Genomic DNA, 21,929 nt, shown 5'->3' on the forward strand with positions numbered 1-21,929 from the left:
ATGCAAGGAGATGACAAAGATGGATGAACAACTTAAATCCTGCTGCTGTGCAAGCAGGGGTAATGTTTCCATAGTGGCTCCGGAATCCACTGCGTCAATCGGGCGCAGCGTAAGTGCGGATCAACAACAACGATTACCGGAGCTTGCGTCGTCATCGCAGGCGAACGAGAATATGGTGCTCATCCCCGGAGGGGAATTTCTGATGGGAACGGATGATGCGGAAGGTTTTGCGCAGGACGGAGAAGGTCCAATCCGAAATGTGAAGCTGGATGCATTCTACATCTCTCGTTATGCGGTTACGAATGAGCAGTATGCTCAGTTTGTGACAGCTACCGGCTATGTGACGGAAGCGGAGAAGTTCGGTTGGTCTTATGTGTTTCATCTACTGGCCACTGACGCTGTTCGTGAAGCGGCGGCTGGTTCACCTCAAGGCACGCCATGGTGGCTGGCGGTTAATGGCGCGTATTGGGCACAGCCGGAAGGACCGGACTCCAACATCCTGGAGCGTGCGGATCATCCGGTTGTGCATGTGTCTTGGAACGATGCGACAGCGTATTGCTCGTGGCGCGGAGGGCGACTGCCTACCGAGGCGGAATGGGAGTATGCGGCAAGAGGCGGTCTCGTACAGAGGCGTTACCCGTGGGGGGATTTGCTGAAGCCGGATACCGAACATCTCTGCAACATTTGGCAGGGGAAGTTTCCTATCAAAAATAATGCAAGCGACGGCTACCATGGAACCGCGCCTGTACATGCTTATAAGCCGAACGGTTACGGGCTGTATAACATGTCCGGCAACGTGTGGGAGTGGTGCAGTGACTGGTTCACTCCGCAGTATCACCGAGTTACATCGGCGGTCAGTCCTCATTATTCGAAGCCGACGCATGCGCGCTCCATGCGCGGGGGCTCCTATTTGTGTCACAAATCGTACTGCAACCGATACCGGGTAGCCGCGCGAAATTCCAATACACCGGACAGCTCTACCGGCAATTGTGGTTTTCGCATCGTTGTTGCAGGCGAGGGAGGCAATCAGCAGTGAGTGATCCGATCATTGTTGTTCCTTATGATGCAGAGTGGGTAAACGAGTTTCAGGAGATTGGTCTGCGACTGCGCGAGGCACTTGGCGAAACAGCGCTGCGAATTGACCATATCGGTTCAACGTCGGTTCCCGGATTGGCTGCCAAACCTGTAATCGATATTCAAGTTTCGGTCCGCTCACTTGAGCCGGTGGACTTGTATCGCCATGGTTTTGAACTGCTGGGTTACAAGTTCAGAGCGGATAATCCGGAGCTCACCAAACGCTATTTCAGAGAAGGAGCAGGTATGCGGCGCACGCATATCCATGTCCGAGAAGCGGGCAGTTTTGGGGAACAATTCGCCCTGCTTTTCCGCGATTACCTGAGAGTCCATCAAGATGAAGCAGACGGCTATGCGAATGTGAAAAAGAACCTGATGGCGCAATTCTCGCAAGATCGGCAGCGCTACGTCGATGAGAAAGATCCTTATATCTGGGCTATCATGCGCAAAGCCAGCGATTGGAGTCAACGTATGGGCTGGAAGCCGGGGGATTCGGATCTATGATGAAGGTTGATTTTGTAGTCTGGAGGCATTATTTTCTGCATAACCAGCAGAACTTGAGAGCGATTGATTGGGACGATTCGTATCGGCTGACGGAGGCTGAGCGAGGGTGCATTCAGAAATCCATTCAGCAGTTTCAGCTCGGCGAGAGCTCCGAAGGCAAACATCTGATTCATCAGGCGAAGCGTTATGCGGTGCGAACCGGGAATCATGATTATTATGAGGCGGTTACTGCTTTCATCCGTGAGGAGCAGCGTCATGCCAGAGACCTGGCTCAGTTTATGAGAGGTCAGCAATTGCCGTTAATTCGCGGTCACTGGGTAGATCATGTCTTTCGCAAAATGCGCCAATTTGCCGGGCTAGAGCTCTCTGTCATGGTGCTGATCACCGCTGAAATTATCGCGAAGGTCTATTATATTGCACTTCAGCGAAGCACGAGGTCGAAAATGCTGCGGGACTTATGCGATCAGATTTTGCAGGATGAGGAGAAGCATGTCGAGTTTCAATCGGAGACGCTCTACAAGCTGGGTGAGGGCAGGCTGTCAGTTATGAATCGCTCCTATAGGCTAGCCCATCGTCTGCTTCTTGAAGGTACGCTCGTCGTGGTTTGGCATCAGCATCGAAGTGTTTTTCGGGCCGGCGGGTACCGATTTCGTGACTTTCTGGCAGCGTGTCGAAAGGAATTTCGCTTATCAAGCAGCATAGCCGCCGGAATCACACAATCGGGGAGGACGTTTGAGGGATGATTCGGATTATGGAGCTGAGTGATCAGCCGCAAGCTTTTATCGATGAGGCGATTACCTATATCTGGCGTCAATGGGGTACCGAGCATAATTATGTGTTTTATCGCGACTGTATCGTTCACGCGCTGCAAGGTGATGTGGATGTGCCGAAATTTTATGTAGCCGTTGATCAGGAGAAGGAGCAGTTTATCGGCATATGCGGCGTGCTGCGCAACGATCTAATTAGCCGGCAGGACCTGTTTCCTTGGCTCGCTTGTCTCTATGTAGATCCGGGCCACCGGGGCAAAGGGCTTGGCAGTCGTCTAATGTTGCATCTGGAAGAGGAGCTTGTCGGCAAGGGTTATACGCAGCTTTACTTAAGCACGACACTTGACGATTATTACGAGCGATACGGGTGGAGCTACTTCAGCCAGGGTTATTACATGGATGGGAGCGGCACGAAAGTGTATCGCAAACAGCTAGGCGGATAAGTCTATGGCAATAGGAGGGAGAGGGCAAAGTATGATCGTGGTCAAAACGATTACACCTGAAGACGTGGAGTTGTACTGGCGATTACGGCTGGAAGCGCTCCTTGACAGTCCGGAAGCGTTCGGAGCGACGTATGAGGCATCGGTTGACACGCCGATTGAATCGGTTAGAGCACGGATTCAAGTGACCGAGGATCAGTATGTATTAGGAGCGTTCACGGAATCTGGTGACCTAGTCGGCATGGTCGGATTTCGGAGGGAAGAGTCCGTCAAAGTGAAGCATAAAGGCTTCGTGTGGGGGATGTATGTATCTCCGATCGCACGCCAGCAAGGTGTCGGACGTCTGTTACTGCAGGAGTTGCTGAACCGGGGGCGTGAGTTGGACGGGCTGGAGCAAATCAATCTCATGGTCGTTACGGGGAACGAGCGGGCGAGAGGTTTATATCTGTCGCTGGGCTTCGAGGTGTACGGCTTGGAGCGCAGAGCGCTTAAGTATAGAGGGATCTATTACGATGAAGAACTGATGGTGTATACGATCTGATTTGGATAAAGGGAGGTTATCAGGATGGTGATTGTACGTCCATATGAGTCGGAGTCGGATTTGGAGCCGCTTACCGCGCTGATGTCTGATCTGGGATCGCCGTCGACGCTTGAGGATATGAGGCTTCGAATGGCGCATATTGAGGGGAGTCCGAATTATTTTACATTTGTGGCGGAGCTTGAAGGTACTGTAGTCGGGATGGTCGGTCTGAGGATGCAGTTCAGCTACGTCAGCAATGAAATTAAGACTCAAGTATCTTCGCTGGTCACGAAGAAGGAGTTCCAGGGTCGCGGCGTCGGCCGAGCCTTGCTTGCGCATGTGGAGCAGTGGGTGCAGGAGCAAGGCGGGCATTTTATCTACTTGAACAGCGGGATTAAGGAAGAACGATTGGAAGCTCATGAATTTTACAAGAAGCGGGGCTACAGTATTACGGGGTATCGGTTTGCAAAGAAGCTGCAGCGTTCGTAGAACAAATTGCAGGGGACGTAGAACAGGATGACGATTCGTCAATTAAGCGCGGATGAAGAGCTGCCGTATGAGTTGCTGCTTCTGGCTGATCCGGAACGTGCCGCGATTGATGCTTATGCTGGGAGGAGTATCTGTACGGTACTGGAAGAGGACGGACAGGTGATCGGTGCTTATCTGCTGCTCGCGACTCGGCCGAAGACAGCTGAAATTATGAACATCGCCGTGCGGGAGGACTGCCAGGGCAGAGGTCTCGGCAGGAAGTTGATCGAGCATGCCGTAGCGCAATGCAAGGAGCAGCGGTATCGCGCGGTTGAGATTGGGACGGGCAATTCGAGCTTAAATCAGCTTGGATTGTATCAGAAATGCGGGTTTCGCGTGATTGGCGTGGAGACGGATTATTTCGTCAAGCATTATGCGGAGCCGATTGTGGAGAACGGGATTCCATGCCGGGATATGATCCGGCTGCGGATGGAATTGGCGTTAGTGTAGAAAGGCAGCGATAATAGCTGCCTTTTCTTACTACAATGGGTATGTTAAATGTTATTGTTAACAGTCATTTCTTAGGGGTAAGCCCGTTGAAAAGTTTCTCGAGTTGAGCGATATAGCTGCCTAAACGTGTACTAATCTCAGACCTCACTAAAAACCTCATTAATGCAAACTGATGTTCATAGCCTCGATAGTAAAATTTATAGTGTGCGGCATCGTCGACGCGTTCTTCCTCAATGACTTTAATTTGATTTCCCCTTAATTCTTTGCGGATTCCGGCCAAGTCTGAATGGATGGCATTTAACAGTGTGTTTGCTGCTGCCGCATAAATTGTCTTCAAGGAGTGGTTCGATCTCTCGATCTCAAGCCGATTGTTCTCAACCACCGTCATCATAATCGGTAAAAGTACGGAGTCACGTACCAAGATCAGTATCTGTTGAGGGACCTTCTGGGATGCTCCTTTATCAGGTTCGCTAAGCTCGTTCAGCTGATCACGATGCTCCGGAGAAATAAACTTCGTGCTCCAACGACCGTTCCCCTCGAGAAATTTGCTCATTTATAGTGCCCTCCAATTTTGTGAGCCCGCTCACGCGCCTGCCCAGATTTAAGGAGCGATGCGGCGCTTAAAATGGCCGCCTCGCCGAACCGTTCTTTGATGTTATCCTTGGTTGCGGCGAGTGCGTGCTGTCTGGGTAAGTCTTCAAACAGGTCCAGCTGGTACACGCTATTGTCTGTTAACTGGGAGAGGTCCACGGCAAGATGTGTCAATGGATTGCCGTCCCAGTACGACATAAACAGTTTCTGTGCAGCTGCGAGTATGTGATGCTCCAAGCAACTGGAACTATTCAGTGTTGTTTGGCGGCTGAAGCCGTTAGTTTTAACCCCGTCCGTTGTACCCGCACTGACAGTGACTGTTCGCCCTTTATACTTGTAGTATCGGCTTGTGCGGCATACCTCGATCACGAGTTCGAGCAAGAGCGGCTCAATGTCCTCTAAGGTTTGGTAAAGCACCCAAGGCAAAGCGCGGCCTCTTGTGACCGACTTCGGCTTGCCAAACGCTCCGGTCACGACAGGGCTAGGGTCAATGCCGCGAGCAGTCTGCCAGTAATAGATGGCCTTAATATCGCTCTGTTTGCCCATCCTCTGCTGCATCCGCCGTTTAAAGTCATGAAGCTCCATCCTGGCTAAGTCGCCAATCGTATAAATCCCCATTCGTATAAAGTGCACGGTCATGCGAGAGGCGACCATAAACATACTGCTGATCGGCAGGGGCCATAACTCGGATTCCATATTGTCGTAATCAAGTGTGAAAATCCCGTCCTGCTGCTTTTTGGCGAAATTGTCCGTTGCTGTCTTGGCTAATATCTTGGTTGGCCCACAGCCAATACGCGTCCAAACGCCGGTGGAGAGCAGCACCTTGCTTTGCATTTGGTTCGCAATCTCGAGTGGAGATCCGTAGAGCGAGACTGATCCGGTGACATCCAGAAACTGTTCATCAATCGAGAACGGCTCAACAAGCGGGGTGAATGACTTGTATATTTCCGTAATGAGCAGCGACACGTTGATATACGTCTGCATCCTTGGCCGAATCACGACGAGGTGAGGACACTTAATAACGGCTTCACCCAACCGCATGGCTGTAGAAACACCGTAAGATTTGGCAAGCGGGCAAGCAGCCAATACGATACCCGATTTACGATTGGGATCGGCGCCTACAATGACAGGCTTATTCGCATGTTCAGGATGCGAAGCCTTCTCTACCGACGCATAGAAGCTTTGGCAATCCGCCAACATGATGATCCGATCTTTAACCGACATCGCGGATCACCGGCTCGTGTGCCAAAATATTTTGCAGCTTAAACAGACGAGGTCCGCCTGATTCTAAGCAAGTTGCTCGTACATGCGTATGGGTAACGGATCGTATTAGGATTTGTCTCTTGGTTATCCGGTCGTTTCTGTCCTGATAAATGATAACTACGGCCATCCCGATATATTTGCTGAGATTTGATTGTAATGATGGCATTCCTATTCGCCTCCATACGAACGTTTGTTCTTTATTATACTACAAACATATGTTCGATATGCAAGGTGTGTTTCTGGAATTTTTCGGATTGATGACATTATATAGATAGAGCAACCGCGAAACTGGCAGATGAAGCCGTCATAATTCTTTCGGCAGTCGCTCAAGCGACAAAGAACATTCGCGTAATAAGTACCTTGTCTGTCATCAGTACGGCAGACCCGGTACGCGTATTTGAAGACTTTGCAACACTTGACCTTGAATCCGGTGGACGTGTGGAACTTATTGCCGGTCGCGGAGCTTTTTTGGAATCATTCGAGCTCTTTGGAGCGGACTTGCGAAGTTATGACGATCTATTTGAAAATAAGCTTGACCTGTTGCTGAAGTTAAATGAGCAAGAACGTGTAACCTGGAATGGTCAATTCAGATCTGCACTATTTGATGCGCAGATTGCGCCCCGACCGTATCAGTCCAAGCTTCCAGTGTGGGTTGGAGTCGGAGGTACGCCAGAGAGCGCCGCTAGAGCCGGAAGATTAGGTTTTAACCTGGCACTTGGCATATTGGGCGGAGATTCAAGAAGATTCAAGCCGTTGGTGGATATTTATCGAGCTGCCGGCAAAGCTGCGGGGCATGATTCATCGAAGCTACGGGTTTCGGTCACTGGTCACTCCTATATTGCTCAGACATCCACTCAGGCGTTGGACGAGTTTCACATCGTAACGGGAGACATCGAGAAACTATCCGGTCGCCTAGCGCAAAATCTTGAATCTATTCTTTCAAGCGCCTTCAAGTAAAATAACACTACACAATGTGCAAAACAAAACAGGTCAACCTTACAAGTGATATCGTGACCTGTTTATAGTTGAACAATATTTTGATAAGGAAGCATGCACACGGTTTGGCAAACTGAGTCATAAAATAGTAATACAATAAATTCCATTTGAGCCAAATAAGAAACAAGCCGCGGTTTTGCGGTTTGTTTCTTATTCTATCAACTAGCAAGTCTTAGCAAAAAGCAACTGCTTATTTATTCTTCGTTATGCGTGTCAATGACTTCATTTAACACAGAGGAATGCTCGTTGCTAGCTGCAACAATCTCTTGATCAACGTCATGCTGGCCTTGGATTTCTGCGGCTGCCTTGGCCTGTTGATTTAATTGTTTCTCGGCTTGCCCGATTCCGGTTGCACCTTGATGGCCACTACTGGATGTCATTATTTACTACCCTCTTTCCCTATATGCATTAAAAGCACCTATATCATGTGTAAAATTAGCCGAATGATACGTTTTTTGATGTTTATCGGTTGAAAAGAACATTGTCCGAATGTCGACGATAAAGTTTAATGATGTCATGAAATTAATAGGAAGTTCAGCACAACGGAAAGGGACAGGATATATCAAATATAAATCATATTTTATGAAGCTGCAGAGTTGCAGCTTTTTTATTTGTCCATCTGAAGTTGGACAGATACGATGGACTGCCACTAGTTCTTCATAATAACGAATGGCACGATATAACTGCTGTAACAGCCCTAAATCCTTGGAATGTATAATTAAATTAGGAATACACAATCTAGATTTAACTTTTCGAAAGGGTGAATGAATAAATGGCTAATAACAAGAACTATAATCATAACCAACATAATCGTACCGATAATAACGGACAGCGACAGAATAAAGTTCATGGTGGCGAGTTCCGAAATGGGCGTCTCAGCCAGATCAAAAATAATAATCCTGATGGTGATGCTGTGCAAAATGAATTTTTAAGTCAAAAAGAAGAATAATGGCATTAGCGTATGTTGATTGTTGGGTAAAATAAATTCATCCCATCAACTCTCCCATGAAACCGTACCAAGTATCCTACTTGGTACGGTTTTTAACTTCAATTAATTCAGTACTTTTCTACAAAATAAAATTGCTTTACAAACGCCTTAAATCACGAGAATAGAGGTAAGCAATTTGGATACTGAGATGCATTACGGAAGCGATTATCATGGTTTTCCGGTTACTTCCATACGAAGTGGAGAGGGTACCGAAGTAAGGCAAGACTTGTTCCAGCTGACGGTTCAAATCGCAAATGTGGCATTCATCGGCAATCCGGAAACAAAAGATTGGATACTGGTGGATGCTGGAATGCCGAATTCTGCAGATTCTATCATTGCAGAAGACAGGTTCGGAATCAATTCCCCTCCGAGAGCGATCGTTCTGACACATGGTCGCCATCACAGGGCATGGGAAGCCGGTGGAAGGAGAGACCTTAACAAACGGACTACGTAGACTGGCTATCAATTTCGATCAGATGGCCTTACCGAATTAATTTCTCAAAACAAGCCCGCCAATATGGTCTTCATGCCCATAGGAAACGATCATAGCCCGAATTTGTCTTGGTTCTTGAGCAAAAAGGAAATATTTAGAGGTGAGTTTCTAAAGCGTTTAATGGGAATGCTTCGGACGTTATTATCAACGGAAAAGTGGTGGAACTATGAAAGCCTTAACTTATCAAGGGATGAAAAAAGTAAAGGTTAAAGAAGTAGAGGATGCCAAACTCATTAAAGCCGATGATGTCCTTGTGCGCATTACGACAACATCCATTTGTGGTTCGGATCTGCATATCTATAATGGGGAAATTCCTAATATGCCTGACAATTTCATTATCGGTCATGAGCCAATGGGGATAGTGGAAGAGGTAGGAAAAGAGGTAACGCGTGTCAAGAAAGGTGACCGCGTGATTATTCCGTTTAATGTCGCCTGTGGTCAGTGTTGGTATTGCAACCATCAACTAGAAAGCCAATGCGACAATTCAAACGAGTTTTTACATGGTGACACAGGGGGTTATTTCGGTTATTCCGACACCTATGGCGGATACGCAGGCGGCCAAGCTGAGCTTATGCGGGTGCCATATGGTAATTTCGTTCCCTTTAAGGTTCCTGAAGACGCGGAGATGGAAGACGAGAAGATATTGTTTCTATCCGATATTGTTCCAACTGCTTACTGGAGCGTCGAAAACGCCGGAGTAAAACAAGGCGACACCGTCATTATTCTTGGTTGCGGGCCTGTCGGTCTTCTGGCTCAAAAATTCGCATGGCTTAAAGGTGCGAAAAGGGTCATTGCCGTGGATCATGTAGGCTATCGTCTGGAGCATGCTCGAAAGACCAATAAAGTAGAGACGTTCAACTTCAAGGAAACGGATAATCTTCTTGGCCATTTGCAAGAAATAACAGCAGGTGGAGCGGACGTCGTGATCGATGCAGTAGGGCTGGATTCCGAGAAGACGCTCTTGGAAAAAGTGGAAACACTGCTTAAGCTACAAGGCGGTGGACTCGGTGCATTTAGGATGGCTACAAAGTTAGTCCGCAAAGGTGGCACAATCCAAGTAACCGGGGTGTATGGAATGAATTACAATTTCTTTCCGTTCGGCGATTTGTTTGCACGTAACATAACTGTGAAACTTGGGCAAGCGCCGGTTATCCATTACATGTCGGAACTTTATAGACAAATCAAAGATAACGTGTTCGATCCGACCGATGTTATCAGTCACCGGATTAGCCTGAATGAAGCTGAGCATGGATACAAAGTATTCAATAATAAAGAAGACAACGCGATGAAGATAATTTTGAAACCTTAATGATTATAGCGGGATATAGTGGGTGAAAAAACTGATTCCAATAAAGGGATATCTTGTTGTTTGAATATTGGAACTAACTGTCTTGCCCTCCTTCGAATAGTTGGCTTTTATGCAGGAGACTGTAAAGGGAAGGAAGACGAACCAAAGGGAGGGCAATAACGACATGTATTACTACAAAGAAGAATTAATAAACAAGATTGAAGTGGATCAACCTGATCCTGCAGCTGCGAAAGTTTTGCAAGAGACTCTTGGTGGTCAGTTTGGTGAGGTGCGAACAATGATGCAATATTTCTTCCAAAGCTCGAATTTCAGAGGCAAAGAGAAACAATTCCGCGATTTGCTGCGAGGTGTGTTCCTGGAGGAAATCGCTCATGTTGAGCTCGTTCCATGGGGGCAAAAAGTTCTCTTCCAGTTGATGCTGGCGGTAACCCCTGGAATGGATCTTGGGTCTACAGTCACGGAAACTTAATCAGCGATATGCTAAACAACGTCGTTCTGGAATCAACGGGGGTTTTGCAAAAAACAAGAATATATGAGATGAGCTCAAATAAGACTTTCCCTAACTACGACATCAATAAATATCCTGAATGTCGTAAATACGTGGACATGGGATATCATAATGTTCAGTTTAATTTCAGAATGGATCAGACCCGCATTGGGGAAGTGCTTAATGGCAATTCACCAAGTCGTAATGTCAAGAATTCAGCGTAACGCCTCCACCGGTTGGATTTACAGTGCCTCAACTGCCTGACATGCCTAACGAACATAGCCCAGGTTTGGTAGATATGATGAGATAAGGAAGTTAGGCGTACAAAGGATGTGACATAACGGATGAAATGTGTATATTGTGAAAACTTGAAGCAATTCAAAGGAACAAAACATAAGTGTTATATTTGCTCTATTATAAAGACGCGTTAGTGGAATAGCCTCTAGATCCTTTAATAGTTCGTTTAATATGGTTCTAGGGGCTAATTAGTTATGGAGGAGGGGGACAGTGTTCTTCTTTAGTAATATATCAGGTAAAGGATGCTTATATAGTTTAATCATTATGTTGGTATGTTGTGGATTGTCCTTATTGATTAGTAGAGCATTTGGTTTTTCCTTCTTTCTTTTCATTCCATTTATCTTACTGCCATTTATGTTTAAAGGAAAATAGCTGCTTGTTCCGGAACCGTTCGAGGGAAGATCTCTTACTAACGTACGTATGAATGGGTTTTCTTGGTCAGGTAGATTCCGAATAAAATCTCACATCGAGGGCAAGCTTTGCATAGCAGTATAATCTAATTCAAAAGGAGTGCGGCGAAATGAAAAAGATATTCTATACATTTGTGGTTGTAAGTTGTTTTGCTTTGATGCTGGGAATGGGCATTGTGAGTGCGACTGGAACAACGACAAACGGATACGGTACTGGGGTTCGTACAAATAGCACAGATATGGCAAGGAACGATTATAACGCGACCTCAGTAAATAACGGTGGGGACTACAGAGCTACAGCTTTAGCTGATGATGACAATGACATGGACTGGGGATGGCTAGGTCTTCTTGGCTTAATTGGCTTAGCAGGACTAAGAAGTCGCAATCGTGAACGCGACGGAGCGCGTTAACACCCGCTACGACTAAAAATTAGAAGACGATGGCCGCTCATTATTGAGCGGCTTTTTCCATGCAATACATACTCAACGACTTAGCTGGTCAAGGATAAACCACACTAAACTTATAGGTTCATTTTGGTGGGGAGAATCGTTCAGGGCATTGGAGCTGCTGGTGCATTTCCGATCGTAATCCACTGGTCGGCGATATGTTTGATACCAAGGAAGAAGAAAGTAGTGGGCTTGGCATTATCGAAACCTCCAACACCTTTGGTAAAGTACTGAGTCCTGTTTTGGGTTCTGCACTTGCCCTGGTCGTCTGGTTCCTGCCACTTGCTGTAATTCCTTTCATATCCTTTGTATCTATTGTTTCTGTAATTTTCCTGGTTAAAATGCCAAGTCCAAGCAGTTCGACTGATGATAGTGATTCAGTCAAGGATAAGGATAACCGGTTTAGTACGTTCGTCCGTACCACTGTATCGTTACTAGTGGAAAAAGGACATTGGGTCTACGCCATATTTGCAATTGGCTGCTTGGTCATGTTCATTATGTTTGGCTTTCTTTATGACCTATCATCCGTACTGGAAGACCATTATCGAATTCATGGCATCAAGAAAGGATTATTACTTGCAATACCCTTAAGCGCAATTTGTGGATTATCTTATGTGACTGGAAAATTCGTCGGAGAAAATAAGCACCGGATGAAGGTATTCAGCGTTATTAGGCTTATTGCTTTATTGGCAGCAATGCTGATTTGTGCGCTTGTTAATAGCAAAAGCCTGTGGTTTCTTATTTCAATGATGTTCGTAAGCGGAGGTGGCATTGGCCTCGTGCTTCCAAGTCTAGATGCACTTATTACAGAAGGAGTTGAGAAGGAGCAACGTGGAACGATTACTTCCCTGTATAGTAGCGCACGCTTCATTGGCGTTGCTCTAGGCCCATTAATTGCTTCGGTAATGATCCAGCATCAAGAATGGCTATTCTATTTATTCGCCGCTTGTGCGCTCATCTGCTCGGCTTTGGATATATTTATGCTTAAGCCGAAAGATGCGAAGAGTAAGAAAGAGATGGATAAGCAAAAGAATAAACATAGTAATAAACATAAGAAAAAGAAAGGAAGCCCGTCGTTATGACGGGCTTCCTTTCTTATTTTCGACTCTCTTCAAGCCGAGGCCTATTGATAACAAAAGGAGGAGGAACAAGCCATCCCTTTTCCTTGCTTAATCGAAGGGCCTTTAATCCAATTACCGCTTTCGTGTCATGGTATTTCGCAAACAAAGCACCGATGTCTTATATGCTTCGGCTCACTGCTTACTAATTCAAATTTACGATCTGATTGATATCCGTACCTTCCGTATTTTTTCCCAACAGCCTGCTGAACAGAAACTTGGCCATCTTAAACTTGTTGCCAGTATCCCAATACTCGGCGGTTTCGGCTATTACCTTAATCAGAACGAGGTTCGGATCGTCATAGGTTGTCTCCAGCAGTTTCTCGTAAGCTACGTTCCAAAATTCTTTTATTTTCTCGGTACTGCCCACGAGTTCTGCTTGACCTCGAATGGAGACGAATGATTTACCCGCATATGAAACGTTAACCTGCCGGTTGTGAAGCAGTTCTTCAAACTTGCCGGTATCTTTCTTGGTTAGAAACCAAAGGTTACCGTCGAACTCGACATCCTGAGTCTTCATGGGACGTGAAACCAGTCCATCCTCCGATACTGTTGTTAGCATCGCTATTTCAATGTCTTTGATTAATTCACTTACTTTTGTAATCGCTTCTTGTTTGTTAGCAATTGTCTCCATAGGCAAATCCCCTTCTGTAATAATTAGTCTGAGGATTATATTCCCAAGCTCAATCACACTTTATTCATTTTAGGCAAGAACGCACCGGAAGGATCGCTGATTTTTTTCGTAAGTATTTATCATGCCATTTCTTCGTGTTTATCAGATTCTCCAGTCTCTTATTGAGATTTTTGAGTATGGACAAAAGGAAGAAAATAGCTTTGGAGCTTTCCAGCCCGAATTATTGGCTATTCTGGTAAGAAGAGTGCGATTGACACTTTGAGTGGGCGAATTGCAAAAGATGGAATTTAAGATATACACCGTACCATTGAGGAGACAGTCCATACATTCAATTTAGCAACGAGGTGTGATAATAATGAAAAAGATTCAAAAAGACGCAATGCAAATTACCGGAATTGTTCTGAGTCTAATCGGTCTTGCAACAGTTATACAGCCGCTCGCTAATCCGCTTGAACGAGAAGAACACCACTATAATTGATAGCAGGTTTTTGAAGTTCAGAATATTAGCTATGAATTTAGTCCTTTTGAAGGTTAAGTCAATTCAGTGAAGTACAATTTCTTGTTTCGGAATATACTGGTTTTTGAAGTAAAGTGCCGGTGGAAATTAGTTGGGCACGATAGAACAACAAGAACCTGATATCGCTTAAATCATAAGGCTGGAGGGGGTTGACGTACAAAAGGCCCATATAGCGGGGCTACGCCGAAGTGAACGATCAGAGCAACTGTTCGTAAGCGGGAGCAAAAAGCAAATGTACGTCAAAAAGCCGCTCCGATCGGTCGCGAGACCTTTCGGTACGGCTTTCTCATTTTCAACACCCGGCAGCAACCGCCGCTACTTGCCGTTCTCAAGAATTTCCTCGGTGCGATCTTTATACTCGTTGCTTCCTTCGATTACGATAATCTTTTTTAAGTACATCATAGTTGTATTGTTACTCTAAATTTGTCTTTCTGGTGTCCGCCGTCTCAAAGCTGACAATCCCCACATCAATAGAGGCAGACCGATCATGAAAATAGGCAGCATAATACGGACGGCGATCTTTTGCGGGAAAACGATCGAGGTTTCCACGACGTTTAGCGGAATAAACGTTATTCCGTAAGCGATGCATGCTATAATCCAGGTCATTCTCTTCCAATTGCGGACGCCGAACAGTTGAGCGGAGCCGTGTCCGGATATGAACAAGTACAGCGCGAGCTTCGTAAAGACGCTCATAATCCAAATCGTAACCGCGATGGCATCCAAATTCTCGATGATTCCGCCGAGGGAGACGGCCCGCACTAGCATCATCAAGGGATAATTGTTGCTCTGGCTCACCATGGGGCCAAATGAAAGCAAGCTGGCGAAAATCGAAAGCATCGTGAACAATCCGGACACAAGTACGCCGCTCACGGCATACTTTACCGTTTTGCCCTTGGATTTCACGAAGGCGATGATCATAACCAATAAGACGCAGTCGCCGAGAAACGTGAGCGTGGGAATGGAGCCCTTCAGAATGACGAACACGCTGACATCGCCGAAGAATGGCCGAATGGACTGTAACTCCATATTATTGACCGACAGGACGACGGGGAAAATAACGCCAGCCATGACAATCGGTCCGATGACCTCGCAGCAGCGAGCGATCACGCCGACACCGTGGAGGGTTGGATATAGAATCACGGCCAGCATCATGGCGATGATGACAGACATCGGCGTTTCAGGCAATATCGTTTCGGAGAGGAAGAAAGCGAACTGCTTCAAGATCACCGTGAGCAATACGAGCCAGAAGATCATATAGAGAAAACCGATGGCTCGGCCAATCCATCTGCCGAATAGAATATCGCCATAATGTATGACCGTCATTCCCGGGAAGCGAAGAGCCGTCTTGGCGCATACGAGCGCGATCAGGAGCCCGGCTCCCGTCGCGATTAACGCCGATATCCAAGCATCCTGACTGGCGATCTGTATCGTCGGCGCAGTCGTAAGCAGCAGCGTCATCGTAATTTGCGTGCTGGTCATAATCCAGAACAGCTGTCTTTCGGCTATGTTCATGTCCGTCATTGGGCGTCCTCATTCTTTCTGGTTGCTTGAATGCTCGTTTTTCCCGGCTGCCTGATGAATACGTCAACGTCAAAGTCGACCTCGACTTGCGTAAACCGTTCGTCCCAGCTGTTCATCACCTTGCGCCATTGTCCGGGATAGCGGATATGGAAAGCTTTCGCAAATCCAATGGCGTCCGTGCGGAAACGATGCTGCGCCTGCCACAAGGCGCTTCTCAGCTGCTTGGTCATATCCTCCTCGAATCGCTTACCCAGCTTTCTCAATCGATCGTCATCTTTCATGAGGTTGTAATGCGTACTGTTCATCAGGACGTCGCCGTCTACGCGTATCCGAATCGTCATCTTCCATTTTCCGTCTTGAATGCGCGGCTTCCACTTCATCCGGTAATGCCTCATTCGAATGGCGACGATGCCGCCGTTCTCTGTAACGGACATGGTCGCGAATCTGCTGAGCTGCGTATTGGTCAGCCATTTGAAGCCTTGCACATGCGGAGCATCCACGAATCCGACCAGCTTTAAATCCTTAATAACCGCCATGCCTTCAACGCTTATGATGGCCTTCTTGGTTCCGTTCGAGGCGAGCATCATTGTGGTTGCGACGGGAATAACGAATGATCCGGACTCGCCGCTGTTCAACTCCTCCACGATGTGAAGCGTCGAATGCTGCAGGGAAGGCTTTTGGGATATTTTAATCAGCGTTTCGTACGTATTGGGATCTTGGAGCGATTGAATCAATTCCTTTGCCGTTCCCTTGCAGATGAAGAGATTGGCCTGTTCCCGAGGCTGAATATCTCGAACGAGAAAATCCATCTCATCTCGTAACCCGTCCCTGGCAAGCGCCTCTCCGAAAAAATAAGCCTTGGCATGGCTCCACGAGAACCTTCTCGGCAATTGGGCTTGCAGCTCCGCGAGCGCATCCGGCACCGTTTTGCCCGTATTGGTTGCCGTGTATAGCCTGCCTTGGCCGCCACCGTCAGCGCCCCCCGATGAAGAGGGGTTCGGTATGAACACTTGAATCGTCAGAGACACCATGCCATTCTTTTCTTTATCGATCCCGGCGGAAATGATTAAAGCCATATTATTGACCTCTTCCCGATCCCAGCAACCTGTAAGGAGGAACGCGAACAGGCATGGGAGGAGCAAGCGGCGAATAGACGCTAGTTTCACTGGTCTTCCCCTTTCGCCGGCTCCCCTTGACGCTTCGAATTGCCCGGACTCGCGAAAGCGGCTGGACGCCGTTTCATAAATCCGATTGGCGCGCGTATGAGCGTATCCTTAAAGCTGTCGGTTTGTATAGGAGCGATAGGAGTCAGATATGGGACGTCGAAGGAGCGAAGGATGCATAAATGGCTAATGATGACCAAGATGCACAGGATCAACCCGTAGAGGCCGAACATGCCGGACATGATCATGATGGGAAATCGCAAGATGCGGAGCGCGATATTAAAGGCGTATTGCGGAAGCATGAAAGAAGCGATCCCCGTAATCGCGACGATCATGACCATAGGCGCCGACACGAGTCCCGCTTGAATGGCAGCCTGTCCAATCACGAGCGCGCCTACGATGCTGACCGCCGACCCGATCTGCTTGGGCAGCCGAACGCCGGCCTCGCGAAGCGCTTCGAAGGTGATCTCCATGATGAGCGCCTCCATGAGCGCGGGAAAAGGAATCTCTTCCCTGGATTGGGTGATGCGCAGCAGCAGGGTGGTCGGTACCATCTCCTGGTGAAACGTTAACGTGGCTACATACACGGACGGAGCAAGGAGCGCGAACAGGAAGAAGAGATAGCGAAGCCACCGGATCAGCGTACCGATCAGAAAGCGCTCATAATAGTCCTCCGGCGACTGCAGCATGGACCACAGGGTAGTCGGAGCGATCATGACGAAGGGCGTATGATCGGTGATAATCAGCACTCGGCCCTCCAGCATGGCCGCGACCGCCACATCGGGGCGTTCCGTCGTTTGCAGCTGCGGAAACGGGGAAAAGACGCTGTCCTCGATGAGCTCTTCGATCATTCCGCTCTCGACAATGCCGTCGATCTCGATTCGTTGCAGCCGGTGTTTGACGCTGGCTACGATCTCTTCTTTTGCGATGCCTTGCAAAAACACGACGCTTATATCGGTCTCGGAATATCGGCCGAGCGAGAATGTATCGATTTTCAGAGCAGGCGTCTTCAGACGCTTGCGCAGCAGCGTCAAATTGACGATTAGCGTCTCGGTAAAGCCGTCCCGAGCTCCCCGAATGACCGATTCCGCTTGCGGTTCTTCCACGCCTCTTTTCTCGCAATGGATAAGCCCTAGGCTTAGCGCCCCCGGGATGCCATCTACAAGGAGAAGGGGCCGGCCGCTGAATAATTCAGGCACCATTTCTTCATAGGTAACATGCTCCTTGCTGTCCATAACCGTAAGCCAGGCACGCAACTCCGTCAGCGAGGACGCGGAGAGCGCATTATCCGGCTCCATCATTCGCTTTAACACATCGTGATCGATCGAAATGACGTCGGCAAGCCCGTTAATGTAGACGATCGCAGCCTCTCGGGAGTCGGAAGCGCGGAACCGGTGATAAAGAACGTCGCCGCAGCCTTCAAACTGCGCTTGAAGCCGCGGCAATACAACGGCTAATTCCGCGGCAAGCGGCCCTCGGATCGTCGGCTCGGCTTGTACCCGTTGGCCGATGCGATCGGCTAGACTTCGTTTCTTCATCCTTTCTCGCCCTCCGTTCCCACGTTCTGGATATCCTATGTTTTGCTCTAAAAACAGTCAAATTATCCGAGTTTGGAAACGATGTACTTCTTTTGGAGTTACAAACAAAGCCAACAAAACAATTCACTTGAGTTGGGCGTGTTACTGGCTCGTTTTAACTCAGTAGGCGACGTCTACTATGGCGCCGGACTTGAGGTTGAACGAGAGACGAACTATTATTAGCATGATGAGCGGTGAAACATGGATGCCTGCTGCTTAGTAACATCGACAAAGTTGATCAACTATTAGGGTAGTTTAGAGGAGGTGTTGGGGGTGAAACCGAATATGCAGAATAGAAGCGTCATTTACTTGATTTCAGGCCCTCTTGGAGTCGGCAAATCCACGACTTCAAAAGAACTGGCACGCAAAGTCGGGCAATGCGTGTTAATTGAGGGGGATATGTTGCTTCATTTGCTCAAGGAGGAGCTGCCCCTCTCATGGGAAGATAAATTACGCCTCACTTGGGATAACATTTTAGCTTTAACGAGAAATGTGATACGGGATCATATAAGCGTCGTCATCGATTTCGTCGTCGAAGATGAATTTGATTGGTTCTGCGAACAAATTGCCGACCTGGACGTAGTCCTTAAGTATATTGTGCTCCTAGCCGATCAAGAAACCATCATCGAAAGGTTGACGATTAGAGGGGATCTGGATGCTTTGGAACGTTCATTGTTTTTAATGAACAAAATGGAGCAATCGCCATCCGCAAACCGCTTTGGTTACAATACGACGGGAAGCCGGCCCGCGGAAACGGCAGATGAAATCCTAAAGAATACCCGGTATCAGGTTGAGCTTAAACCATTGTAAATTCAAGCGATTGCACGCGTCCATTTAGATTTAACATCGCCTAAAGAGCCTGTAAGGTCGCAGGCTTTTGTCAGTTCTGAAGATTTATTGCTGCAGAGCAACTAATGCATAGATTCTTGCGTTAAAGGTGTAAAAAGCGACGAAGGGAAGCGTGCCCCATGAAGCGAATGACCCTTACTGTACTACTGGCTATTCTACTGTTAACGAGCTGCGGCCGCCACATGGAGCCTAGTGGCAATGTGCAAGGCGGCAACGCCAATAATTCCGTTCAAGTAACCGACAATGAAGTGAAAGGTTCCGGGACCATCGATCCGCTGAGCGAGCCAGGTGAAGTTCGCAGCTTTCTCCAAGACAATGAGATTCCTAACGGCGATATTTATTTGAAGGACGGGCTTCTCTATATCAATCTCGTCAAACCGACCGAAAGTGGCGAGCAGTTGCTTGCGGACCGCTATAAAGCGGGGACATACAAGACGGTGCGCGTTACGCATTCGATTGAGGAGCTGCAGGCAGCACAAGATAAGCTAGGCAATCAGGAGCTGTTCAGTAGACTAAACCTATATTCGACTAGTATGGATGTCATCAAAAACAAAATCACCATATCGATGCCGGATTCGAGCGAAGCTGAAGCAAAGCGAGAAATCGAGAAGCTGATTGATCCCGCTCTGATTGAATACGACATTCAAAAGCTAAGCGAGAAGCCCGACGTCGTCGGCACAATCTCGAAAATCGACAACGAGTCGCATCGCATCCTAGTTCTGGAAGACGGCAAGGCCGAGCCGAGCTACTGGTTTAGCTTCAACGATCATTCGGAGATGGTAGACAGCACCGGGCGCACAGCCACCTTTGACGATTTAAAGGAAAAGGGCAAAGTGCGGGTATGGATCAACGGCGCAGTCATGGATTCCTTCCCGGCGCAGGCGGGAACCCGCAGACTTGAGCTCGTTGCCTCGAATTAAGGCGCGGATGGATAGGGGGTCTGGTCTGCTTCAGTAATTTATGATTTTGAAGCATGGGCTGATCATTATAGTACACGACAACACTAGAGTTGTTTCTTTTAACAGATTCGGAGGGTCTAATGAAACGTCGAACTAAACGGATCAGCGCGATTATCAGTGCGGCTGCGGTTGTATTTTTATTTTACTGGCTTGTCGGCATTCCGGCCGCATGGTCGATGCAAATGGCGGATATCGCGAATAACACGGAGAAGTTTACGGATAAGCACGGTTATGCCGTTCCGGGGGAGTATTCCGTTTCCGTCGATTTGGGCGATTTGGAGAGCAACTTGGGTAAAGAGCTGTACAATGACGGGGCGCACCGCATCTATGTGATGTGGATGGATAATGTCGACTTGCAAGGTGGAGGTTATCGGATCGGATTTCGATCGGTCGGAACTTATTCGCGTAACGGAGCCTCATTAATATCAGGTACGCATCACAAGACAGTAGGCGAACATGAGTTCACCTACGATATGACTGCAAAGATGACAGCCGAATATAAGGGAAACATGTATGAAAGCGCCACGTATGGCACCGGCGGTCTAAATTTCAAGGATGGGGATGAATTTTCTTTCTATCTTTTTCCGAATGATGCGTATACGAAGGATGGGATCACGCAAGACGAAAAAGGCATTGTCCGGTTGACGGTCACGGGACTTTATCAAAATCTATGGTCCAGAAAATAGGAAGATTAGGCTGGCGAACTTATTAAGTGCCATGCCTAATCTTTAGCATGTTGCATCAACGGCAGCGTGATGAAATACGTGGTACCTTCTCCTTCTTTGCTGCGAACCTCGATCTTGCCGTTCATGCCCCGGATGACGCTGAATATTACCATGGTGCCAAGACCGGTACCCTTGTCTTTGGTGGTGTAATAGGGCGACCCTAGTCGGTTAAGCTGTTGCTCATTCATACCGATCCCGGTATCGGCGATCGTGATGGTAACGATTTGTTTAGGCTCATTGACCATATAAGTCAAGGTCAACATGCCCCCGCCGGGCATCGCCTCGATGGCGTTCTTGCCGATATTGATGATGGCTTGTCTGAACTTAGACTTGCTGCCGTATACCGTTGCGGGGAGCTTGATGTCCGTGACGATCTCGACGTTCTGTAAATTCGCGTAGGAGTTCAGGATTTGGGATGCCTTGATAAGCGCTTCCTCCAGGACAATTGGTTCCAGCCTCTCGTTCTGCGGTTTAGCGAGCGACAAGTAATCGGAAATGATCGATTCAGCCCGGTCCAGCTCCTCGAGCGTAATGGCGGAGAACTCTTGACGCTTCCGATCGCTGAGTGCCGGATCGGACATTAATTGGATGAAGCCGCGGACGGACGTTAACGGGTTGCGGACTTCATGCGCTACGGACGCCGCAATTTCGCTGACGACCTTCATTTTCTCGGCGTGGATGATCTCGTCTTGCATCCGAATTTGAGTGTGTATCATTTCAATGATGAAGACCAACATCACCGCCATAATGCACTGAACGAAGATGATGGGCAAACTCGGAACAAACGACGCTATAAAAAAGGAAGTATTCCCTTCGAGCAGGGCATACAGATTGACGACCGTCACGCGCAAGAAGAAGCATGAACCGGCAACAAGCAGCATTCTCTTCTTAGCGCCGGCTTTCTCGTACAACCTGATTAGGATCAGCAGCAGCACGATTGTCGGCAATAGCGAAAGGAAGTAATGAAATAGATCGATATCGCCCAGAATCTGCCGGTAAGCAAGCAGACTGCCGAATAAGAGCAACATCGTATAAAGGCCGCCGTAGAGAGAGCCAATCACGAGTGGAATACCTCTTAGGTCGAGCACAGAATCGAAGATTCTAACCGGAAAGGTCATGGTAATGATCATGGGAATCAAGAATAATACAAATACGAAGAGCGGGTGCTTGCGTTTATAGAAAGGACGGTAGAAAATCAAAGGCAGGAAGATAATGAATGCATTGAGGATGAATGCGGAATGTGAGAGCATGAGGTTGCTCCTTTTCTGTGTGCTTGCTCTTAATTTCGAGAAAAGGTCCGTAA

The 21,929-nt window shown here is 47.7% G+C and carries 25 protein-coding genes and 3 pseudogenes; 18 read left to right on the forward strand and 10 right to left on the reverse strand.

Going from position 1 to position 21,929, the window contains the following annotated elements:
- The first annotated feature begins 19 nt into the window (after nt 1–19).
- The 7 genes from AC0YNS_RS03605 to AC0YNS_RS03635 are packed head-to-tail and all read left to right on the forward strand — an operon-like array spanning nt 20 to nt 4,283.
- Complete coding sequence (locus AC0YNS_RS03605) at nt 20–1,036, forward strand: formylglycine-generating enzyme family protein (protein ID WP_475779646.1); 1,017 nt, start codon at nt 20–22, stop codon at nt 1,034–1,036.
- Nucleotides 1,033–1,578: a GrpB family protein gene (locus tag AC0YNS_RS03610; RefSeq protein ID WP_475779647.1), complete on the forward strand. Its 546-nt coding sequence runs from the start codon at nt 1,033–1,035 to the stop codon at nt 1,576–1,578. Before AC0YNS_RS03605 ends, AC0YNS_RS03610 begins: the two co-directional genes overlap by 4 nt.
- On the forward strand, nt 1,575–2,321 hold the full coding sequence (locus AC0YNS_RS03615) for a ferritin-like domain-containing protein (protein WP_475779648.1): 747 nt from the start codon (nt 1,575–1,577) through the stop codon (nt 2,319–2,321). Before AC0YNS_RS03610 ends, AC0YNS_RS03615 begins: the two co-directional genes overlap by 4 nt.
- Nucleotides 2,318–2,788 (forward strand): GNAT family N-acetyltransferase, encoded by a 471-nt coding sequence (locus tag AC0YNS_RS03620; RefSeq protein WP_475779649.1) that lies wholly within the window; start codon nt 2,318–2,320, stop codon nt 2,786–2,788. Before AC0YNS_RS03615 ends, AC0YNS_RS03620 begins: the two co-directional genes overlap by 4 nt.
- 31 nt (nt 2,789–2,819) lie before the next feature.
- Nucleotides 2,820–3,326, forward strand: a complete 507-nt coding sequence (locus AC0YNS_RS03625) for an N-acetyltransferase family protein (RefSeq protein WP_475779650.1) — start codon at nt 2,820–2,822, stop codon at nt 3,324–3,326.
- 24 nt (nt 3,327–3,350) lie between these two features.
- Entirely contained in the window at nt 3,351–3,794 is a 444-nt protein-coding gene (locus AC0YNS_RS03630) for an N-acetyltransferase family protein (protein ID WP_475779651.1), read from the forward strand.
- A 27-nt stretch (nt 3,795–3,821) separates the two neighbouring features.
- Entirely contained in the window at nt 3,822–4,283 is a 462-nt protein-coding gene (locus AC0YNS_RS03635) for a GNAT family N-acetyltransferase (RefSeq protein WP_475779652.1), read from the forward strand.
- A 64-nt stretch (nt 4,284–4,347) separates the two neighbouring features.
- Here the strand turns inward: AC0YNS_RS03635 and AC0YNS_RS03640 are convergent, their stop codons facing one another.
- From AC0YNS_RS03640 to AC0YNS_RS03650, 3 genes are read right to left on the reverse strand one after another with little or no spacing between them, the layout of a single operon-like run.
- Complete coding sequence (locus tag AC0YNS_RS03640) at nt 4,348–4,836, reverse strand: YhjD family protein (protein WP_475779653.1); 489 nt, start codon at nt 4,834–4,836, stop codon at nt 4,348–4,350.
- On the reverse strand, nt 4,833–6,098 hold the full coding sequence (locus AC0YNS_RS03645) for a DNA polymerase IV (RefSeq protein WP_475779654.1): 1,266 nt from the start codon (nt 6,096–6,098) through the stop codon (nt 4,833–4,835). The genes AC0YNS_RS03640 and AC0YNS_RS03645 overlap by 4 nt, the downstream gene beginning before the upstream one ends.
- Nucleotides 6,088–6,303 carry a hypothetical protein gene (locus AC0YNS_RS03650; protein WP_475779655.1) on the reverse strand — a complete coding sequence of 72 codons (216 nt, stop codon included), beginning with the start codon at nt 6,301–6,303 and terminating at the stop codon, nt 6,088–6,090. The genes AC0YNS_RS03645 and AC0YNS_RS03650 overlap by 11 nt, the downstream gene beginning before the upstream one ends.
- A 140-nt stretch (nt 6,304–6,443) precedes the next feature.
- On the opposite strand from AC0YNS_RS03650, the gene AC0YNS_RS03655 reads away from it, so the two are divergent.
- On the forward strand, nt 6,444–7,094 hold the full coding sequence (locus AC0YNS_RS03655) for an LLM class flavin-dependent oxidoreductase (RefSeq protein WP_475780101.1): 651 nt from the start codon (nt 6,444–6,446) through the stop codon (nt 7,092–7,094).
- Nucleotides 7,095–7,327: 233 nt separating this feature from the next.
- Here AC0YNS_RS03655 and AC0YNS_RS03660 read toward each other — a convergent pair whose 3' ends face one another.
- Nucleotides 7,328–7,513: a hypothetical protein gene (locus tag AC0YNS_RS03660; protein ID WP_475779656.1), complete on the reverse strand. Its 186-nt coding sequence runs from the start codon at nt 7,511–7,513 to the stop codon at nt 7,328–7,330.
- 392 nt (nt 7,514–7,905) lie between these two features.
- On the opposite strand from AC0YNS_RS03660, the gene AC0YNS_RS03665 reads away from it, so the two are divergent.
- From AC0YNS_RS03665 to AC0YNS_RS03690, 6 genes and pseudogenes are all read left to right on the forward strand, one after another.
- Nucleotides 7,906–8,082 (forward strand): hypothetical protein, encoded by a 177-nt coding sequence (locus tag AC0YNS_RS03665; protein WP_475779657.1) that lies wholly within the window; start codon nt 7,906–7,908, stop codon nt 8,080–8,082.
- Between the two features lie 175 nt (nt 8,083–8,257).
- Nucleotides 8,258–8,515, forward strand: a pseudogene (locus tag AC0YNS_RS03670) (MBL fold metallo-hydrolase); the annotation flags it as partial.
- Between the two features lie 265 nt (nt 8,516–8,780).
- A complete protein-coding gene (locus AC0YNS_RS03675) occupies nt 8,781–9,923 on the forward strand; it encodes a zinc-dependent alcohol dehydrogenase (RefSeq protein WP_475779658.1) in 1,143 nt (380 codons plus the stop codon).
- Between the two features lie 163 nt (nt 9,924–10,086).
- Nucleotides 10,087–10,720: pseudogene (locus AC0YNS_RS03680) on the forward strand (manganese catalase family protein).
- A 507-nt stretch (nt 10,721–11,227) separates the two neighbouring features.
- A complete protein-coding gene (locus AC0YNS_RS03685; protein WP_475779659.1) occupies nt 11,228–11,527 on the forward strand; it encodes a WGxxGxxG family protein in 300 nt (99 codons plus the stop codon).
- A gap of 182 nt (nt 11,528–11,709) precedes the next feature.
- Nucleotides 11,710–12,645, forward strand: coding sequence for an MFS transporter (locus AC0YNS_RS03690; protein ID WP_475780102.1), 936 nt, complete (start codon nt 11,710–11,712; stop codon nt 12,643–12,645).
- 13 nt (nt 12,646–12,658) lie between these two features.
- Here the strand turns inward: AC0YNS_RS03690 and AC0YNS_RS03695 are convergent.
- A pseudogene (locus AC0YNS_RS03695) lies at nt 12,659–12,802 on the reverse strand (DUF3231 family protein); the annotation flags it as partial.
- 24 nt (nt 12,803–12,826) lie between these two features.
- Entirely contained in the window at nt 12,827–13,315 is a 489-nt protein-coding gene (locus tag AC0YNS_RS03700; RefSeq protein WP_475779660.1) for a pyridoxamine 5'-phosphate oxidase family protein, read from the reverse strand.
- A 355-nt stretch (nt 13,316–13,670) separates the two neighbouring features.
- Between AC0YNS_RS03700 and AC0YNS_RS03705 the strand changes: the two genes are divergently transcribed.
- Complete coding sequence (locus AC0YNS_RS03705) at nt 13,671–13,793, forward strand: hypothetical protein (RefSeq protein WP_475779661.1); 123 nt, start codon at nt 13,671–13,673, stop codon at nt 13,791–13,793.
- Nucleotides 13,794–14,249: 456 nt separating this feature from the next.
- Here the strand turns inward: AC0YNS_RS03705 and AC0YNS_RS03710 are convergent, their stop codons facing one another.
- Genes AC0YNS_RS03710 through AC0YNS_RS03720 form a run of 3 tightly spaced genes read right to left on the reverse strand, consistent with a single transcriptional unit; the run spans nt 14,250 to nt 18,054 of the window.
- Nucleotides 14,250–15,353, reverse strand: a complete 1,104-nt coding sequence (locus tag AC0YNS_RS03710; protein WP_475779662.1) for a GerAB/ArcD/ProY family transporter — start codon at nt 15,351–15,353, stop codon at nt 14,250–14,252.
- Complete coding sequence (locus AC0YNS_RS03715) at nt 15,350–16,519, reverse strand: Ger(x)C family spore germination protein (RefSeq protein ID WP_475779663.1); 1,170 nt, start codon at nt 16,517–16,519, stop codon at nt 15,350–15,352. The genes AC0YNS_RS03710 and AC0YNS_RS03715 overlap by 4 nt, the downstream gene beginning before the upstream one ends.
- Nucleotides 16,516–18,054, reverse strand: coding sequence for a spore germination protein (locus AC0YNS_RS03720; protein ID WP_475779664.1), 1,539 nt, complete (start codon nt 18,052–18,054; stop codon nt 16,516–16,518). Before AC0YNS_RS03720 ends, AC0YNS_RS03715 begins: the two co-directional genes overlap by 4 nt.
- A gap of 312 nt (nt 18,055–18,366) precedes the next feature.
- Here AC0YNS_RS03720 and AC0YNS_RS03725 point away from each other — a divergent pair, with 312 nt between their 5' ends.
- The 3 genes from AC0YNS_RS03725 to AC0YNS_RS03735 all read left to right on the forward strand — a co-directional run bounded on the left by AC0YNS_RS03725 (nt 18,367) and on the right by AC0YNS_RS03735 (nt 20,587).
- Complete coding sequence (locus AC0YNS_RS03725) at nt 18,367–18,903, forward strand: P-loop nucleotide/nucleoside kinase family protein (protein WP_475779665.1); 537 nt, start codon at nt 18,367–18,369, stop codon at nt 18,901–18,903.
- 158 nt (nt 18,904–19,061) lie between these two features.
- Nucleotides 19,062–19,862, forward strand: coding sequence for a DUF3221 domain-containing protein (locus AC0YNS_RS03730; RefSeq protein WP_475779666.1), 801 nt, complete (start codon nt 19,062–19,064; stop codon nt 19,860–19,862).
- A gap of 119 nt (nt 19,863–19,981) precedes the next feature.
- Nucleotides 19,982–20,587: a hypothetical protein gene (locus AC0YNS_RS03735; protein ID WP_475779667.1), complete on the forward strand. Its 606-nt coding sequence runs from the start codon at nt 19,982–19,984 to the stop codon at nt 20,585–20,587.
- 35 nt (nt 20,588–20,622) lie between these two features.
- On the opposite strand, the gene AC0YNS_RS03740 is transcribed toward AC0YNS_RS03735, so the two are convergent.
- The gene (locus AC0YNS_RS03740; protein WP_475779668.1) at nt 20,623–21,876 is read right to left on the reverse strand and encodes an ATP-binding protein; all 1,254 of its coding nucleotides are present in this window, start codon (nt 21,874–21,876) and stop codon (nt 20,623–20,625) included.
- Between the last annotated feature and the right edge of the window lie 53 nt (nt 21,877–21,929).

Source organism: Paenibacillus sp. J22FR21 (assembly GCF_056269135.1).